This is a genomic window from Pinisolibacter sp. (assembly GCF_036782435.1).
In the GTDB taxonomy this organism is placed as follows: domain Bacteria; phylum Pseudomonadota; class Alphaproteobacteria; order Rhizobiales; family Ancalomicrobiaceae; genus CALBKH01.
The window spans coordinates 1-17216 of the sequence record NZ_DAIPZB010000023.1; the positions used below are offsets into that span (position 1 = coordinate 1).

The window sequence follows — 17216 nt, forward strand, 5'->3', positions numbered from 1 at the left end:
CCGGTGATCATGTTCTTGACGTAGTCGGCGTGGCCGGGGCAGTCGACGTGAGCGTAGTGACGCTTGGTCGTCTCGTACTCGACGTGCGCGGTGTTGATGGTGATGCCGCGCGCCTTCTCTTCCGGCGCAGCGTCGATCTGGTCGTACGCCTTGAAGGTGGCGCCGCCGGTCTCCGCCAGGACCTTGGTGATCGCCGCGGTCAGCGACGTCTTGCCGTGGTCGACGTGCCCGATCGTGCCGATGTTGCAGTGCGGCTTCGTGCGTTCGAACTTTTCCTTCGCCATCGACGTCGCTTCCTACTGTTGACCGTGGCCCGCCCTCGGTTGCGGCGGTCTCGGCATCGTGAATGTCGTATCGGGTTCCGATCGTACGTCCGTCACGAGGTTCGGCCGGATGGTGGAGCGGGTAGCGGGAATCGAACCCGCGTATTCAGCTTGGAAGGCTGCTGCTCTACCATTGAGCTATACCCGCACGCCTGACCGCGAAACGACGACACGTTCGGCAGAAGAGAGATGGTGGGGGAAGTAGGACTCGAACCTACGAAGGCTTAGCCAGCGGATTTACAGTCCGCCCCCTTTGCCGCTCGGGACATTCCCCCGGATCTCACTTCGACCGTTCGCGTCGGCCGCATCACGGCCTCCGAACGTTCGGACGAACGAAACGCCCCGCCTCGTCGGCGAGGATTCCCGTTGCGGCCGGTGTTATGGCGACCCGAACTCCCCCTGTCAACCGTCGAACCATCGATCGTCACGCGGTTTTTCCGCGAGCGCGAAAAAGCCCGGCGCGACGTCCGTCGGGGTGATCGGCGAGCTATTGCGCGGCGGCGCGCTTCGGGCCATCAAGACGGCACGAGATCCGCGTCCGAGGAGCCCTCCCCCGAATGTCCGAGCCCGACAAGCCCGCCCGCATCGCCAAGGCCGGACGGCATCCGACTCGACCACCGATCCATCAGCGCCGGCGCGGCAAACCGGGGTCGGGCGCGCCGGAGGGACGCGTCTTCCTCTACGGCCTGCACACGGTCGAAGTGGCGCTCGCCAATCCGAAGCGGGTGATCCACGCCATCTACACGACGCGCAACGCGCTCGCCCGTCTCGAAGAGCGGGGAATCGTCTTCCCGGTGACGCCCGAGGTGGTCGACGTGCGTTGGATCGACGCGCGGGTCGGCGAGGACGCGGTGCACCAGGGGGTGCTGGTCGAGACGCGGCCGCTGGAGCCGGTCGAACTCACCGATCTCGGCCGGGCGAAGCTCGTTCTCGCCCTCGATCAGGTGACCGACCCGCACAACGTCGGGGCGATCATGCGATCGGCGGTGGCGCTCGGGGCGGATGCGCTCATCACCCCCACCCGCCATTCGCCGCAGGAGACCGGGGTGCTCGCCAAATCGGCCTCGGGCGGTCTCGACCTCCTCACCCACATCGAAGTGGTCAATCTCGCCCGCGCCCTCGACACGCTGCGCAAGGAGGGTTTCACCGTCGTCGGGCTCGACAGCGAGGGTCCCGCGCCGCTCGAGGAGACCGAGGTCGGCCGGCGCACCGTGTTGGTGCTCGGCGCCGAGGGCAAGGGGCTGCGACCGGTGACCCGCGAGGCCTGCAACGCGCTCGCCCGGGTCGACGTGCCCGGGCCGATCAAGTCGCTCAACGTCTCGAACGCCGCGGTGCTGGCGCTCTACGTGGTGGGGCGCAAGCACGCCGTCGGCTGATTCCACGAGCGCGCCGGCACTCGTCGCGACCGCGACCGGGCCGCGCGCAACGGATCGGCGAGGCCGGCCGCGAGGGCGATCGACGGATCTTTGCCCCCTCCCCGCCCGCGTGCTAAGGGGTGGCCGGCGCCGGCGTAGCACAGCGGTAGTGCAGCGGTTTTGTAAACCGAAGGTCGGGGGTTCGATCCCCTCCGCCGGCACCATTTCTCGCATTCGTCGACGAAGAGGATCCGACCGCGGCCCGGTGATCGGCAGCGCGACGGTTCCCCTGTCCATCGAGGCGAGGCGGGACGAGGATGTTCATCCGACGATTTCCGAGATCACCGCGCGTCGACAGTCGTCATGGTTGTGGACAACTGTCGGCGACGATGAATCCCGCCGTCCCGTGCCATCTCGGTCGTTGCGAATGCCGGATGCGGTCGCACTCACCTTGCCGGCGCGATGCGGGCGTCTTTTTCGATCATGCCGAATTGTCACCGGGAACGAAACAAAACTTGCGAACGGCCACCCGAAAATTCGGGGGGATACCGACGAAACCGCCATCGGATGCATTTTCGTTAAATCGCCGTTGGGGATTCTCTCGGTAGATTCCGCCGAGTTCGGCCAACGACACTGACGGCGATGGTATGGGGAACGTCTCCTCGGAGGTGAAGAAAGGACTGCTGGCGCGCGGCGCGTGGGCCTTCTTCGGCCTGCGCTCCGACGACGTCGCGGTGGACGAGGAGACGGCACGGCGAATCCGGGGCGAACAGGTCTCGGCCATCGTCGAGCTGGTTCCGATGAGCGCGATCGCCAATCTCATGTGCGCCGCGATCGTCGCCGCCGCCTTCCAAGGAACGTCGTCGGAAGTCTTCGCGCCGATCTGGGCGCTCGCGGTCTTCGCCTTCGCCGGTATGGCTCTTCGCAACTGGTGGCGCAGCCGCGGCAAGACGCGGGTCGGCGCGAGCCCGCGCGCCATCACTCGGCTGACCACCAATTCGGTGATCCTCGGCATCCTCTGGGGCATGGCCCCGATCTTCATGTTGCCGGACTCCGACACCTATCGCCAACTGCTCCTGCAGATTCTGGTGACCGGCATGACCGCCGGCGGCGCCTTCGGTCTGTCGACGGTGGCGCGGGCCGGGCTCTCCTACGTCTGGATCATCGTCATCTCGTCGGCCATCGCGATGCTGCTCACCGTCGACGGGGAGGGCTTCCGCAGCGCCTCGGCGATCGTGGCGATGTGGCTCGGTTACGGCGTGTATCTCAGCCGCAACATCGCCATCCACGCGGCGCGCTTCTACGAGAACGTCAAGAACCGCGCCGAGATGATCGAGAAGAACGAGGTCATCGGCCTGCTGCTCAAGGACTTCCAGGAGCACGGCGGCGACTGGTTGTGGGAGACGGACGCCGAGGGGCGGCTGGTCGACCCGACGCCGCGGCTCGCCGAAGCGGCGGGGCGGACGCTCGACGAACTCGACTCGATGCCGCTCAGGGTTCTGCTCGCCGGCGGGCACGCCGAAGGCGACGACGAGCTCCTCGAAGCGATGGAGTGGTACGAGATCTTCCGCGATCTCGTCGTCACCGTGCGGATCGGCGACAAGACGAGACACTGGAGCCTGACCGGCCGGCCGGTGTTCCGTGGCAACGGCCGCTTCTGCGGCTATCAGGGCGTCGGCTCCGACATCACCGAACGGCGGGCGGCGGAGGAGCGCATCACCTACCTCGCCGAGACCGATCCGGTCACCGGCCTCGTCAACCGGACGAAGTTCTCCGCGGTGCTCGAAGCGGCGATGGTCGATCCCGGCAACTTCGGCCGCAACATCCTGTTCTATCTCGATCTCGACCAGTTCAAGTCGATCAACGACACGATGGGCCATCCGGTCGGCGACGCGCTGCTCGATCAGGTCGGTCGCCGGCTGGTCGACTGCACCGGCCCGAACGACGTGGTCGCCCGCATCGGCGGCGACGAGTTCGCCATCCTCATCCCCGGCTCGGACCGCCCCGACCACGCCGCGGAGATCGCCGAGCGGATCCTGGCGACCTTCGATCTGCCCTTCACGCTCGACGGCGCCGACTTCTCGGTCGGCACGTCGATCGGCATCGCCATCGGCCCGGACGACGGGTCGACGCCGATGGATCTGATGAAGAGCGCCGATCTCGCGCTCTATCGCGCCAAGGCGGAGGGCCGCGACGGATTCCGCTTCTTCGAGCCCGGTATGGACGAGAAGGCGCGCCGCCGCCGCCTGCTCGAACAGGGTCTGCGCACCGCGATGGACACCGACCAGCTCTATCTGGTCTACCAGCCGATCGTCGATCTCGTCTCCGATCGCATCGCCGGCTTCGAGACGCTGATCCGCTGGCGCTCGCCGGAATTCGGCAACGTCTCGCCGGCGGAGTTCATTCCGATCGCCGAGGAATGCAAGCTGATCGTGCCGATCGGCGAGTGGATCCTGCACGAGGCGACCCGGCAGGCGGCGACCTGGCCGCGCGACATCCGCGTGTCGATCAACCTGTCGCCGGTGCAGTTCCGCAATCGCCGTCTGCTCGCCACCATCGTGTCGGCGCTGGAGCATTCGCGCCTGCCGCCGAACCGGTTGCAGGTCGAGATCACCGAATCGACCCTGCTCGACGCCAGCGAGAACACGCTCGCCATGTTGCGCGACCTGCGCGAACTCGGGGTGCGCGTCGCGCTCGACGACTTCGGCACCGGCTATTCGTCGCTCAACTATCTGCGCAAGTTCCCCTTCGACAAGATCAAGATCGACAAGAGCTTCGTCGACGACATCGACCAACGCGAGCTGAGCCGCGCCATCGTCCGCGCCATCATGGATCTGACCTCGGCGCTCGGCATGTCGACCGTCGCCGAAGGGGTGGAGACGAATTCGCAGCTCGCCACCCTGCGCGATCTCGGCTGCGACGAGATCCAGGGCTACGTCATCTCCGCGGCGGTGGATGCCGAAGCGATCCCCGACATGCTCTCGGCCAACTTCGATTCGACCACCGGCGATCTGGTCGAGCCGATGGATCTCGAACTGATCGACGTCGAGCCGAGCAGATCCGGCGCGGCGGCGTGAGGCCGCCGGACAGGGCGGCATCCTCGGCAGCCGGCGCGCGGCGGCTCGCGTTCAGTGGTGACCGCGCACCGACGACGCGGCGGCGGCGGCCACCGCGGCGGCGATCATCACCGGCAGAACCACGACGATCGCGAACATCCCCGCGCTGAAGGCCGCCTGGTCGGCCGCGACGCGCGACGTCGCGGCGCCGAGGACGGCGGCGCCGAAGAAGGCGGCGAAGGTCGCGGCCAGCCCGATGCCGACGGCGCGGCCGTAGGAGACACCGTCGGGGCGCACCACCAGACGTCCCCACAGGGTGAAGACGACGAGCCCGGCGCCGACCGCCGCGCCGAGAGCGGCAAGCGGCTCGCCGACGATCTGATAGGCGAGGAGACCGGCGAGCGCGGCGAGCAGCGGTCCGGCGAACAGACGGCCGATGAAGCGGCGATGATCGAGATCGTGGTCGTGATTGTCGTTCACCGCGCCGAACTCCTCTCCGGCGCCACGCGCCCTTTCCGACTGACGGCGAAGCCATGCCCGGAACCGCCCGCCACCGCAAGGGTCGATCGTGACGCGGCGGCGACCTCAGCCTTCCCCGGACATCGCGCGGCAGCCGTCATCGCCCGTCGATCGGCGTCTCGGATCGGTCGCAACCGCGTGCCCCGGCTTCAGTCGGCGACCGCGAATTCCGCCGCCGCATCGGCGAGGACGCCGTGGACGTAAGGGGCGAAGGAGCGGCCGCATTCGAGACGGAAGCGGTCGACGGCCCGGCGCCAGAGCACGATCTCGGCCTTGGCGTAGAGCGTGCGGGTGCACATGCCGACCGGGAATGTGGTGAGGTGGAGATCGAGCGGGCAGCCGCTGGCGATCACTTTCGTCACCTCGCTGCCCGACAGGGTCACCGCGGTGTTGCGGTGGGAGACTTCGACGAGCGAATGCGGCGCTTCGATCGCCCGGAAGGCGGCGGCGATCGCCTCGCCCTCCCCGTCCGGCGCGAGGAGCAGCCATTCGTCGGGGCCGAGCCACAGGGCGGCACGCTCGGCGGCCTCGGCGGCGCGACAGGCCTCGCGCGGCAGGGCGACGCCGAAGGCGGTCGCCGCCGCGTCGATCGCCGGTCCGCGACCGCGGAAGACGAAGCGGGTCGCCGGGCCGACCGGTGTCGCGGCGAACCGGGAGCCGTGGGCGAGCGACGGCAGCGCGCCGAAGGCGTCGACGCGAGCCGGTCGGAGCGCGAGATCAGCCATCGAGGCGCTTCCCTTCCTTGTCCCAGAACACCGGATCGACCACGGTCACGGCGATCGGACCGGTGGGCATCGGCACGTGCAGCTTGGTTCCCATGCGCGACCGGCCGCCCTCGACCATCGCCAGGGCGATGCCGCGGCCGACGTTCGCCGACCAATAGGCCGAGGTGACGTGGCCGAGCGCGTGGGCGCCCTTCGCCGGGTTCGCCTCCGCGGTGATCTGTGCGCCCTCGTCGAGCACGCACTTCGGATCGTCGGGCAAGAGGCCGACGATCTCTTTGCGGTGCGGACCGGTGAGGTCGGGCCGCGCCATGCCGGCCTTGCCGACGAAATCCGGCTTCGACTTCCCCACCGCCCGGGCGAGGCCGGCGTCGGCGGGGGTCAGCGTGCCGTCGGTGTCCTGACCGACGATGATGTAGCCCTTCTCGGCGCGCAGCACGTGCATGGTCTCGGTGCCGTAGGCGCAGCCGCCGAGCGCTTCGGCGCGGGCGAGCAACGCGTCCCACAGCGCCGCGCCGTAGTCGGCCGGGACGTTCAGTTCGTAGCCGAGTTCGCCGGTGAAACTCACCCGGAAGAGCCGGCCGGGGAGCCCGAGGATGCGGCAGTCGGCGACGCTCATGTGGGGGAAGGCGGCGGTCGAGAGATCGACGCCGGCGACGAGGGGGGCGATCACCTCGCGCGCCTCGGGGCCCTGGATGGCGACGACCGCCCATTGCTCGGTGGTCGAGGTCAGCCAGACGTCGAGTTCCGGCCATTCGGTCTGGAGGTAGTCCTCCATCATCATCAGGACGCGCGGCGCACCGCCGGTGGTGGTGGTGACGTGGAAGCGATCCTCGGCGATGCGGCCGATCACACCATCGTCGTAGACGAAGCCGTCGTCGCGGCAAAGGATGCCGTATCGACATCTGCCGACGCCGAGCTTCAGGAACGGATTGACGTACATCCGATTGAGGAACTCGGCCGCATCGGGGCCGACCACCTCGATCTTGCCGAGCGTCGAGGCGTCGAAGACGCCGACGGTCTCGCGCACCGTGCGGCATTCGCGGGCCACGGCGGCGTGGCGATCCTCGCCGTCGCGCGGGAACCACCAGGCGCGCTTCCACAGGCCGACGTCCTCGAAGGGCGCGCCGCGGGCGGCAGCGGCGTCGTGGCTCGGCGTCCGGCGGATCGGATCGAAGAGACCGCCGCGGTTGACCCCGGCGAAGGCGCCGAAGGAGACCGGCGTATAGGGACGGCGGAAGGTGGTGAGGCCGACCTGCGGCACGTCGAGGCCCATGGTCGCGGCGGCGACGGCGAGGGCGTTCATGTTGGACGCCTTGCCCTGATCGGTCGCCATGCCGGTGGTGGTGAAACGCTTGACGTGCTCGATCGAGCGGAAGCCCTCGCGGGTGGCGAGGCGGATGTCCTTCGCCGTGACGTCGTGCTGGAGATCGACGAAGCACTTCACGCGGGAGGCGTCGCGGCCGTGCGGCACTTCGCCGAAGTGGCCGCCGATCTCGATGGCGAGGCCCTCGGCGGCGTAGGCGCGCTCGGCGACCTCGCCACCGGTGGCGGCGCGGGCCGCGGCGGCGCCGGCGGCGTGGCCTGCGGCGAGGCAGGCGGCGAGCGTCTCGGCGCCGTTGCAGGCGCCGGCCGAGGTCGCGTCTTCGTGCGGCTCCCCGGGGAGGAAGACGCCGCGATCCGCATCGAACCGCAGTTTGCCGCGCGATTGCGAGAAGAGATGCACCGTCGGGGTGAAGCCGGCGGAGTGGAGGACGAGGTCGCAGGCGATGGTCTCGCCCGGCGCGATCGAACCGTTGGCGGCGACGCGGGCGAGACGGACGCTCTCGACCGACAAGCCGCCGGAGGTCGCCTCGATCGTCGTGGCGAGATCGACGCGGATGCCGGCGGCGCGGGCGGCCTCGGCCGCGGGCGACGCCTCGCGGCGCAGGTCGGCGACGAGGGCGACGCTCACGCCGGCCGCCTTCGCCTCGATCGCCGCGGCGTAGGCCGAATCGGTGGCGGTGAAGACCACGGCACGCGAGCCGGCGGCGACGCCGTGGCGGGCGAGGAAGGTGCGCGCCGCATCGGCGAGCATGATGCCGGGGCGGTCGTTCTCAGGGAAGACGAGCGGGCGCTCCAGCGCCCCGGCGGCGATCACCACCCGCTTCGCCCGGACCTGCCACAGGCGTTCGCGCGGCAGATGGTCCGGCGGGTCGGCGAGATGGTCGGTCACCCGTTCGAGGAGGCCGACCATGTTGTCCTGGTACCAGCCGAAGGCCGTCGTCCGGGTGAGGAGCGTCACGGTTTCGCGGGCGGCGAGATCGGCAGCGATCGAGGCGGCCCAGGCGGCGCCGGGCTCGCCGTCGATCACCGCGGAGGGATCGGCGAGGAGCGAACCGCCGAGTTCCGGGTTCTCGTCGCAGAGGATCACGCGGGCGCCGGCGTCCGCCGCCGCACGTGCGGCGGCGAGGCCGGCGGGACCGACGCCGATCACCAGCACGTCGCAATGGGCGAAGCGGTTGGCGTAGCGATCGGGATCGGCGGCCTTCGGCGCCTCGCCGAAGCCGGCGGCGGCGCGGATGCGCGGCTCGTAGACCTTCTGCCAGAAGGAGCGCGGCCACATGAAGGTCTTGTAGTAGAAGCCGGAGACGAAGATCGGCGAGAAGAGATCGTTGAGCGCGCCGACGTCCCACTTCAGCGACGGCCAACGGTTCTGGCTGACCGCGACGAGGCCGTCGTAGAGCTCTACCGTGGTGGCGGCGAGGTTGGGCGTGGTACGGCCGTCGTCGCGGATCACGGTGACGAGGGCGTTGGGCTCCTCCGAGCCGGCGGCGACCAACCCGCGCGGCCGGTGATACTTGAAGGAGCGGGCGAGGAGGCGGACGCCGTTGGCCGTGAGCGCCGAGGCGAGGGTGTCGCCCGGGTGGCCGATCATGCGGACGCCGTCGAAGGTGAAGGCGAGCTGCTTCGATCGATCGATACGGCCGCCGCTCGCGGTGCGGAAGGCGGCGCTCATCGGGTCCCCTCCCCTGCACCGGCGGGAGCTGCGAGATCGGGCCGCGGCTCACCGACCCGGTAGGTGGCGACGAACTTGTCGGTCACGGTGTGGCGCAGCGCATCGAAGAAGCGGCCGCAGCCGGCGACGTGACGCCAGCGCTCGGCGATCACGCCTCTCGGGTTGGAGCGGACATAGAGCGACGCGGCGACCGCTTCGCCATCGGCATCGGGCGCGGCGCGGGCGACATGGGCCTCGCCGCGGGCGGCGAACTCGATCTCGGGGCGCGGTCCGCAATAGGGACAGGTGATCAGCAGCATGCGGGCGTCCTCAGTGCATGTCCCGGAAAAGTGGATACCGCTTTTCCGAATGGGACATGCTGAAATTGAAACACGAACGGTTCCTCCCGGAACCGTTCTAGTGCGCCACGGCGGCGGCGGCCGCTTCGTCGATCAGCCGGCCGCGGGCGAAGCGGTCGAGCGAGAAGGGCGCGGCGATCGGATGGGGTTCGCCCTTGGCGATGGTGGCGGCGAGCAGGTGGCCGGCGCCGGGCGTCGCCTTGAAGCCGCCGGTACCCCAGCCGCAATTGACGTAGAGACCGGGAACCGGCGTCGTCCCGAGGATCGGCGAACGGTCGGCGGTGGTGTCGACGATGCCGCCCCAGTTGCGCATCATCCGCACCCGCCGGAGCACCGGAAAGAGCTCGCAGATGGCGTCGAGCGTGTGGGCGGTGATCTGCATGCCGCCGGTCTGGGAATAGGAGACGTACTGGTCGGTGCCGGCGCCGATCACCAGATCGCCCTTGTCCGACTGGGAGATGTAGGCGTGGATGGTGTTGGACATCACCACGCAGGAGACGATCGGCTTCAGCGGCTCGGAGACCAGCGCCTGGAGCGGGAAGCTCTCGATCGGCATGCGGACGCCGGCCATGTCCATCACCACCGAGGTGTGGCCGGCGGCGGAGACACCGACCTTCTTGGCGGCGATGACGCCCTTCGTGGTGTCGAGCGCCTCGATCGAGCCGTCGGCGGCACGGCGGATGCCGGTGACCTCGCAATTCTCGAGGATGTCGACGCCGAGCGCCGAGGCGGCGCGGGCATAGCCCCAGGCGACCGCGTCGTGGCGGGCGACGCCGCCGCGCTTCTGCAGGGTGGCGCCGACGATCGGGTAGCGGATGTCCCTGGCGATGTTCAGCCCCGGGCACCAGTCGCGCGCCTCTTCCGGCGTCAGCCATTCGGTGTCGATGCCGGCGAGGCGATTGGCGTGGAAATGCCGCTTGAAGCTCTGCACGTCGTGGGTGGTGTGGGCGAGCATCATGACGCCGCGCGGCGAGAACATGACGTTGTAGTTCAAGACCTGCGAGAGGTTCTCCCACAGCTTCAGGGCATGGTCGTAGAGCGCCTCCGATTCCTCGAGCAGATAGTTCGAGCGGACGATGGTGGTGTTGCGGCCGGTGTTGCCGCCGCCGATCCAGCCCTTCTCGACCACCGCGACGTCGCGGATGCCGAACTCGGCGGCGAGATAGTAGGCGGCGGCGAGGCCGTGGCCGCCACCGCCGACGATGACGACGTCGTAGGCCGGCTTCGGTTCGGGTGAACGCCATTGTTCCGGCCAGTCGCGATGGGCGGAGAAGGCGTTGCGCAGAAGCGACAGGAACGAGAAGTGCAAGGCGCGAATCTCCCCTCGGCGCACGGCCGTCAGCGGTCGCGGCCTCTTTCGGCCACGGCACCCGGTTCGCTCCACGAGGATCGATCGAAACCGTCGCGCTGTCGATGGCCGACGGCGCATGGCTCGTCGACCCGCGACACGGTCATCGCCGCGTCCGCGAGAGTCGACGGGCGCGTTCACGTTTCTTTGAACGGTTCGCGACCGGACCGATGGCATTGCGATGCGTGCCAATACGTATACGTTGTGTCGTCACCGACGATCGGCGGCGACCGAACCCCGGGAGATCGTTCATGTCCATCCGCACCACCACCCTCGTCTCGGCCGCCCTCGTCGCCGTGATCGCCGCCGGTACCGCTTTCGCCGCCGATCCGATCGAGGCCCGCAAGAAGACCATGAAGGCCATCGGCGGATCGTTCGGCGGCGTGCTGGTCAAGATGGTCAAGGGCGAGACCCCCTATGACGCCGCCGCCGCCAAGAAGGCCGCCGCAACGCTGAACGAGACCGCCGCCGGCATCGACATCGCGGCGCTGTTCCCGAAGGGCTCGGAGAAGGGCGGCGACACCGAGGCGCTGCCGGCGATCTGGTCGGATGCGGCCGGCTTCAAGGCGGCGATGGACAAGATGAAGTCGACGGTCGCGGCGCAGGCCGGCAACGTCGACCAGGGCGCCGACAAGCTCAAGATGGCGGTCGCCGAGATCGGCAAGACCTGCAAGGGCTGCCACGACACCTACCGGGCTCAGAAGCCCTGATTCCGTCGGGCGTCGGAAACGACCGACGGAATTCCCGACGCGAATTTCTCGTGGCCGCGACGATCATGAGAAATTCGCGTGTCTTCGAAGGCCGGGTGCGCCAGCACCTTCGGCCTTCGGCACGAGGTCCGGCGCGATCCGGCGGTGAAAGAGGAGGGGCAGCGGGTTCGCCCGCGTCACGAGAGGACCCTTCACCGTCGGAGAGCCCGCCTTCGAGAAGGCCGTGTCGAGCGATCGGCGCGGCCTTCTCACGTTTCGGACCCCTCCCCTCGGCCGTCGGTCTCGGCCTCGATCCAGGCGCCGTAGGCGGCCGATGCCGCGGCGACGGGCAGGACGAGGAGGGCCGGCAACTCGTAGGGATGAGTGGCGCGCAGCGTCGCCATCACCGCCTCGGCGGCGGAGGCGCGGGTCTTGGCGAGGAGGACGGCTTCGTCGGAGCGTTCGATCGCACCCTGCCAGCGATAGACCGAGACGATCTTCGGCACGATCGCGACGCAGGCGGCGAGCCGGCGTTCGACGAGGTCGCCGGCGGCGCGCTCGGCCGCCTCGGGGCCGGGATAGGTCGACCAGACGACGGCGTATCGGCCCGGCTCGGCCGAAACCGCGATCGCGGCCGGTGGGATGGGGTCGACGGGCTCGGGCGCCATGTCGCAGCCTCCGATGGTACGATTGATCACCGGATCAGTGGGAATGGTTGATGGTGTGGCCCGTTTATTTATGGATAACGTCTTAAAATACAACGACCTGTACTTGACCACGATACTGGTCAGTGGTGCCTAACGGCGCGGATCTAGTTGAGTAATTCGTGCAGCCCCCCTCAGGTGGGCGCTTAAATTCAACTATGACCGGTCCGTGCATGGCTTCTGATGTGCACCCCGGCATGAAACACGAACGAAGATGGAATGAGGTTGGAAAATACTGGATACAATGCACCTGTAACGATAATCACAAAGAAAAATTCAATTGCGAACAACAGGGCAGCGACTGGGCTGTTCAGCATGACCGCTAGAAGCGACATTGAGTAGAAATCATTAATTTTTTTCTTCTCGATGTGGTTCAGATCGGAATACTGATCACGATAAATCTTCCCAGACAGCACCCCGTGAATTGTGGCCGGGATGACAGTCAGAACAAAAAACCACGCTATGAACGGTGATGTGATCTCGTCCATTAGCGTACAAATGTTGTCTTTCTTGGATTCTGACAAATGCCCATTCGCAATAAGATCTTCACCAAGGTTAATAATTTTGTCGCGAAGTGGTGCCGTAGCCATCATCAGCCGCCTGGTGATGAGAGCGTAAATAGTGACTACAACGAACACCGTTATGAACATAACGTATTGACCGCCCATAACTACCTCTTTCTACCGAAAGGCGAATTAGCGCCGCTTTTTTCTTCTTGACCTTCGGTGCGGCTGTCCATTTTGTTTCGATAGATCATCTCTCCGCTTATTCAGTCTTATCTGCTCTTGCCTTCGTGGTTCTGATGCGATGAGCCACCAAATTGCGACATTCAAGATGACGGTCCCGATGGCTCCTTCCGGGTATCTCTTTGCAAGCTCCCATGATGGCTCGAACCACGCCAGGGTAGCTGCTATAATTCCGTGCTTCTCGAGTACGTCATAAGCGCCTTGGGAGTCTGATATGACCCCAACAACAGCGCTATAGACCATGAATACTAGAAATAAAGCCTTAACGAGATTCTTCAAGCGGGTGCTCCGCGTTCGTGTTCTTGGTCGCCGGAGGAATGCTGCCGACCCCAGGTGCACGGAAAAATTGCGCCGACGCGTTAGCGCTAAAAGATCGTTAACGATTTTGCAATCTGGACCCCGAATTTCGCGAGCGCTGAACGGCTAGTGAAAATGAGCGCAATTAGACTATAGTATGATTCGACTTTCGTATTAATCGAACAGATTTGACCGAAAAATCGGCCCATCAATATGGGATTTCACGTTTCCCTGAGGGGAGCATCGCGAGGTTTGCGGATACGGGGCAGCTTATTCTCTAGGATATTCCGATAAACCGCGCCCCACATCGATCATGGCCCTGCGGCGTTGACCGCGGACCGGCTCGCGTGGGATCAATCGCCGCGGAGCGACGCGCCGCAGCATGGACCACGAGCCGCCCGCGAGGGAAGGCCGGGCCGAAGAACGGGCGCGGGACGCGGGGACGTGAGCGCATGACGGGTTCGAGCGAACCGGCGGGACGCAAGTTCGAGAACATCGCCTTCGTCGCCTCGGCGAGCGAAGAGGCGGAGAAGGCGCGTCGCCACCTCTCCCATCTCTACGGCTCGTCGCCGCCCGACATGGCCGACGTGATCGTGGCGCTCGGCGGCGACGGTTTCATGCTGGCGACGCTGCGCCGCTTCATGAACACCGGCAAGCCGGTCTACGGCATGCATCGTGGAACCGTCGGCTTCCTGATGAACGAGTTCCTCATCGACGGTCTCATCGAGCGGCTGGAGCGCGCCGAGATCACCTCGATCCGGCCGCTGCTGATGACCGCCCGCGACGTCGCCGGCGAAACCCACGAGGCCCGCGCCTTCAACGAAGTCTCGCTGTGGCGCCAGACCTATCAGGCGGCCAAGCTCCGCATCTCGATCGACGACAAGGAGCGGCTCGACGAACTGGTCTGCGACGGACTGATCGTCGCGACGCCGGCCGGCTCGACCGCCTACAATCTCTCGGCCCACGGTCCGATCATTCCACTCGGAGCTCCGCTTCTGGCGCTGACGCCGATCAGCCCGTTCCGGCCGCGGCGCTGGCGCGGGGCGCTGGTGCCGGATCGCGCCGTCATCCGGGTGGAGGTGCTGGACGGCGCCAAGCGGCCGGTCGGCGCGGCGGCCGATCACACCGAGATCCGCGACGTCGTCGACGTGGTGGTGCGCCAGGACACCGGCTCCGAGAGCCTGTTGATGTTCGACACCGAGCACAGCTGGGAAGAGCGCATCCTCGCCGAGCAGTTCCAGTATTGAGCGGCGTTCGGCGGATCGCTCGGCGGCGCCGGATCCGACGCATCGACAGGCCTCCCGTTCGACAACGGAAACTTAAGGGGATCGCCTCATCCTTCCGACGAGGAAGGTACGGACCGACACGGCGTGGCCGCGCGTGATCGCGGATACGGAACGGGCCGTCCCGGAGGGTGCGATGCGCAAGAAGTCCAAGACCGCGACGGCGGAACCGGAAGTCGCCGAAGAGGTGGCCGCGGAAAGCGCCGACGGCATCGAAATCGGCGCCGATGCCGAGTTCCTTCAGCCGCCGTCCGACCTTCGCAAGAAGGTCAAGCAGCGCGCATCGAAGCCGGGCGACAAGGATCCGGTGGCGGAGGCCGAAGCGGCGCTCGCCCGCATGGCGGTGAGTTTCGACGGCTGGATGAGCGAGGAGACGCAGCGGCTCGCCGAGCTGTGGACCGCCGCCGACCTCACCGATTTCGAGATCGAAGCGCGCGACGCCTTCTATCGCGCCGCCCACGACATCAAGGGACAGGCCGCGACCATGGGCTTCCCGATGGCGGGGCGGATCGCCGGCTCCCTGTGCCGGCTGCTCGACGGCATCGACGCGGGGGATCGGTTGCCGCGCGAACTGGTGCGCCAGCACGTCCAGTCGGTGCGCGCCATCATCGTCGAGAACGCCCGCGAGGACACGTCGGAGACGGCGCGGCTCCTCGCCGAACGGCTCGACGAGGTCACCGACGACTATCTCGAACGGGTGGCCCAGGCCGCCTGAGCGGCGGACCCGCGACGACAGAGAAATTCGCGGCCGGCACTTCGCCGGCCGTCTTCGTTTCGGGCGCGGATCAGGCGGCGCGGCGGTTCGGGGCGAGGACGGCGTCGAGCGCGGCGCGCAGGCCGTCGACGAAGGCATCGGTGTCGCGCGGAGCGCCGGCGGCCTCGGCCGTTGCCGATAGGACGGCGTCCGCGCCGAACGGCGGAACGTCGACCTCGAGCGATGCTTCGACCGCCGTCTCGACATCGGGGTCGACCGCGAACGCCTCGGCGAGACCGAGGGGGCGATCTTCGTCCGCCGGCTCGAGACCGAGCGCCGGCGCCGTCTCATCGTCGCCCCCCCCGCGAAGTGCGAAGCCCGCGTCGTCGTCGGCGTGGAAGCCGAAGTCGACTTCGTCGACGACGAGGCGCAGATCGGGCGTGACGGCACGGCGGATGGCGATGTCGTCGTCGCCGAAGATCGCTTCGGGCGCGACCTCCTCGTCGGTCCGCCATTCCGGCGGCAGGTCTTCCAGCCGGACGTGGGCGAAGAGCCCTTCGTACTCGTCGGCGGCGTCGTACTCGGTTGTATCCTCGAACGCGGCGAAATCGAGGTTCGTCGCCGCGGCGGGGATCTCCTCGAAGGTCGCGTCGGCCGGCTCTTCGGCGATCGCCACACCGAGTTCGGCGGCGACGGCGCCGAAGACCGCGGCGTCGACTTCCGGGGACGACGGTGCGGCGGCGCCGGTCGCCTCCGCCATCGCCTCGGCTTCGACCTCCTCGGCCTCCGGCGCGGGCAGAGAGCGGGTCGCATCGGCCATGCGTTCGGCCATGACGTGACGGACGTGATCGCGGGCGGCGTCGGCGGCGTAGCGGCGCAGGAGAACCAGCAGGTCGTCGGCGTCGCGGCGATCGAAGGCGGTGAAGCGGGTCAGGACGCGCTCGACCAGCCGGCGGGAGAAGCGGGCCTGATCGCCGGGGCGGCCGTCGAGACCGCCGGTTTCGCCGAGCAGTTCGCGGTGCACCTCGATCGCCGCATGGAAGGCCGGCCAGGCGCGATCCGGCATGGCGGCGCGACGATAGAGGGCGCGCAGCGCGCTCTCGCGGCCGTCGGCGACGAGGGCGGCGACGCGGGTCGAGGGCATCTCGGCGAGGCGCGCCAGCGCCTCTTCGACGAAGCGCAGATTGCCGACGCAGGCGGCGCGCAGCATCAATCGGGTGGTGAGCTGACCGGTGCGGCGCAGATGCTCGACCAACACGACCGTCTCGGCCGCACCGGCGGACGCCGCGAGCGCCACGGTCGCCTTGTCCTTGCTGTCGCGGGTGGTCGCCTCGGCGCGGTCCCGCCCCATCCACGACTTCACCACGACGAGATTCTCCATCGCCTCGGCGAGCTTCTCCAGCACCCGGTGGCGAACGGTGATCGGCACGTGCGGCCGATCGAGCAGGGCGCGGCGGATCTCGGCGAATTCGCCGAAGCGTTCGACGATGCGTTCGAGCGCGATCGGCGGCGTCTCGGAGCCCGGATTGGCGAGGAGCGCGGCGCAGGCCGCCCGATCACCGGCTTCGGCGAGCGCCGCGGCGACGCTCGGGCCGACGCGACGGCGACCGGCGACGGCGAGACGGATCTCGTCGCAGCCGTGGGCGACGAGATCGACCAGTTCGGCGTCGATCAGCGCCTGCGACAGGGCCGCGATCGGACGGGCGACGCTCGGGTGATCGTCGAGGAGGGTGAGGAGCAGATGGCGCGGCGCGTGGTCGTCTTCGGCGAGCACCTCGGCGAGGCGGCGGCGCACCGCCATGTCGGCGTCGTCGGCCACCAACATCAGCGCCGCTTCGATCGCCTCGAGCTCGGCGTCCGAAACGCGACGATCGTGCAGCGCCGTCACCAACGCTTCGACCGCTCTGAATTTCTGTTCGACCGTCGCCTCGGCGACCCAGGAGAAGAACCGATCGACCACCATCCGACACACCACACTCGCGGCGGATCGCTCGTCGGAGGCGATGGTGCGGCTCGGTTTCGAGCCGTTTCGCGCGCCGAGAGAGCGATCTCGACTGTTGCGAGATCGAGGTTGGCACGCCGGTCGTTAACGACGGGTTCACCATGATTCGAAATCGCCGAGGCGGCGGCGACCGTCGAAAATG

Annotated in this window: 13 protein-coding genes, 3 tRNA genes and 1 pseudogene; 6 read left to right on the forward strand and 11 right to left on the reverse strand. The window is 67.8% G+C overall.

What is annotated here, in order from left to right; genetic code table 11:
• The 3 genes from V7Q42_RS11405 to V7Q42_RS11415 all read right to left on the reverse strand — a co-directional run.
• A partial coding sequence (locus V7Q42_RS11405) for a GTP-binding protein (protein WP_333824195.1) occupies positions 1–284 on the reverse strand: 284 nt, incomplete at its 3' end.
• Positions 285–397: 113 nt separating this feature from the next.
• A tRNA-Gly gene (locus tag V7Q42_RS11410) sits at positions 398–471 on the reverse strand.
• A 42-nt stretch (positions 472–513) separates the two neighbouring features.
• Positions 514–598, reverse strand: a tRNA-Tyr gene (locus V7Q42_RS11415).
• 239 nt (positions 599–837) lie between these two features.
• On the opposite strand from V7Q42_RS11415, the pseudogene V7Q42_RS11420 reads away from it, so the two are divergent.
• From V7Q42_RS11420 to V7Q42_RS11430, 3 genes and pseudogenes are all read left to right on the forward strand, one after another.
• A pseudogene (locus V7Q42_RS11420) lies at positions 838–1699 on the forward strand (TrmH family RNA methyltransferase).
• A gap of 128 nt (positions 1700–1827) precedes the next feature.
• A tRNA-Thr gene (locus V7Q42_RS11425) sits at positions 1828–1902 on the forward strand.
• A 444-nt stretch (positions 1903–2346) separates the two neighbouring features.
• On the forward strand, positions 2347–4755 hold the full coding sequence (locus V7Q42_RS11430; protein ID WP_333824197.1) for a putative bifunctional diguanylate cyclase/phosphodiesterase: 2409 nt from the start codon (positions 2347–2349) through the stop codon (positions 4753–4755).
• A gap of 51 nt (positions 4756–4806) precedes the next feature.
• Here V7Q42_RS11430 and V7Q42_RS11435 read toward each other — a convergent pair whose 3' ends face one another.
• The 5 genes from V7Q42_RS11435 to V7Q42_RS11455 form a co-directional block, all read right to left on the reverse strand.
• A complete protein-coding gene (locus V7Q42_RS11435; protein ID WP_333824199.1) occupies positions 4807–5214 on the reverse strand; it encodes a hypothetical protein in 408 nt (135 codons plus the stop codon).
• Positions 5215–5402: 188 nt separating this feature from the next.
• Positions 5403–5978, reverse strand: coding sequence for a sarcosine oxidase subunit gamma (locus V7Q42_RS11440; protein WP_333824200.1), 576 nt, complete (start codon positions 5976–5978; stop codon positions 5403–5405).
• The gene (locus tag V7Q42_RS11445; RefSeq protein ID WP_333824201.1) at positions 5971–8973 is read right to left on the reverse strand and encodes a sarcosine oxidase subunit alpha family protein; all 3003 of its coding nucleotides are present in this window, start codon (positions 8971–8973) and stop codon (positions 5971–5973) included. The genes V7Q42_RS11440 and V7Q42_RS11445 overlap by 8 nt, the downstream gene beginning before the upstream one ends.
• A complete protein-coding gene (locus V7Q42_RS11450; protein ID WP_333824202.1) occupies positions 8970–9272 on the reverse strand; it encodes a sarcosine oxidase subunit delta in 303 nt (100 codons plus the stop codon). The genes V7Q42_RS11445 and V7Q42_RS11450 overlap by 4 nt, the downstream gene beginning before the upstream one ends.
• A 97-nt stretch (positions 9273–9369) precedes the next feature.
• On the reverse strand, positions 9370–10620 hold the full coding sequence (locus tag V7Q42_RS11455; RefSeq protein WP_333824203.1) for a sarcosine oxidase subunit beta family protein: 1251 nt from the start codon (positions 10618–10620) through the stop codon (positions 9370–9372).
• 290 nt (positions 10621–10910) lie between these two features.
• On the opposite strand from V7Q42_RS11455, the gene V7Q42_RS11460 reads away from it, so the two are divergent.
• Positions 10911–11369, forward strand: a complete 459-nt coding sequence (locus tag V7Q42_RS11460) for a c-type cytochrome (RefSeq protein ID WP_333824204.1) — start codon at positions 10911–10913, stop codon at positions 11367–11369.
• A 248-nt stretch (positions 11370–11617) separates the two neighbouring features.
• On the opposite strand, the gene cutA is transcribed toward V7Q42_RS11460, so the two are convergent.
• Together cutA and V7Q42_RS11470 are read right to left on the reverse strand one after the other, a co-directional pair.
• The gene (cutA, locus tag V7Q42_RS11465) at positions 11618–12016 is read right to left on the reverse strand and encodes a divalent-cation tolerance protein CutA (RefSeq protein ID WP_333824205.1); all 399 of its coding nucleotides are present in this window, start codon (positions 12014–12016) and stop codon (positions 11618–11620) included.
• Between the two features lie 188 nt (positions 12017–12204).
• Positions 12205–12720, reverse strand: coding sequence for a hypothetical protein (locus tag V7Q42_RS11470; protein WP_333824206.1), 516 nt, complete (start codon positions 12718–12720; stop codon positions 12205–12207).
• A gap of 827 nt (positions 12721–13547) precedes the next feature.
• Between V7Q42_RS11470 and V7Q42_RS11475 the strand changes: the two genes are divergently transcribed.
• Together V7Q42_RS11475 and V7Q42_RS11480 are read left to right on the forward strand one after the other, a co-directional pair.
• Positions 13548–14342 (forward strand): NAD kinase, encoded by a 795-nt coding sequence (locus tag V7Q42_RS11475; protein WP_333824208.1) that lies wholly within the window; start codon positions 13548–13550, stop codon positions 14340–14342.
• A 172-nt stretch (positions 14343–14514) separates the two neighbouring features.
• Positions 14515–15093 (forward strand): Hpt domain-containing protein, encoded by a 579-nt coding sequence (locus V7Q42_RS11480; RefSeq protein WP_333824209.1) that lies wholly within the window; start codon positions 14515–14517, stop codon positions 15091–15093.
• A 70-nt stretch (positions 15094–15163) separates the two neighbouring features.
• Here V7Q42_RS11480 and V7Q42_RS11485 read toward each other — a convergent pair whose 3' ends face one another.
• On the reverse strand, positions 15164–17035 hold the full coding sequence (locus V7Q42_RS11485) for a DUF2336 domain-containing protein (RefSeq protein ID WP_333824210.1): 1872 nt from the start codon (positions 17033–17035) through the stop codon (positions 15164–15166).
• Positions 17036–17216: the final 181 nt, after the last annotated feature.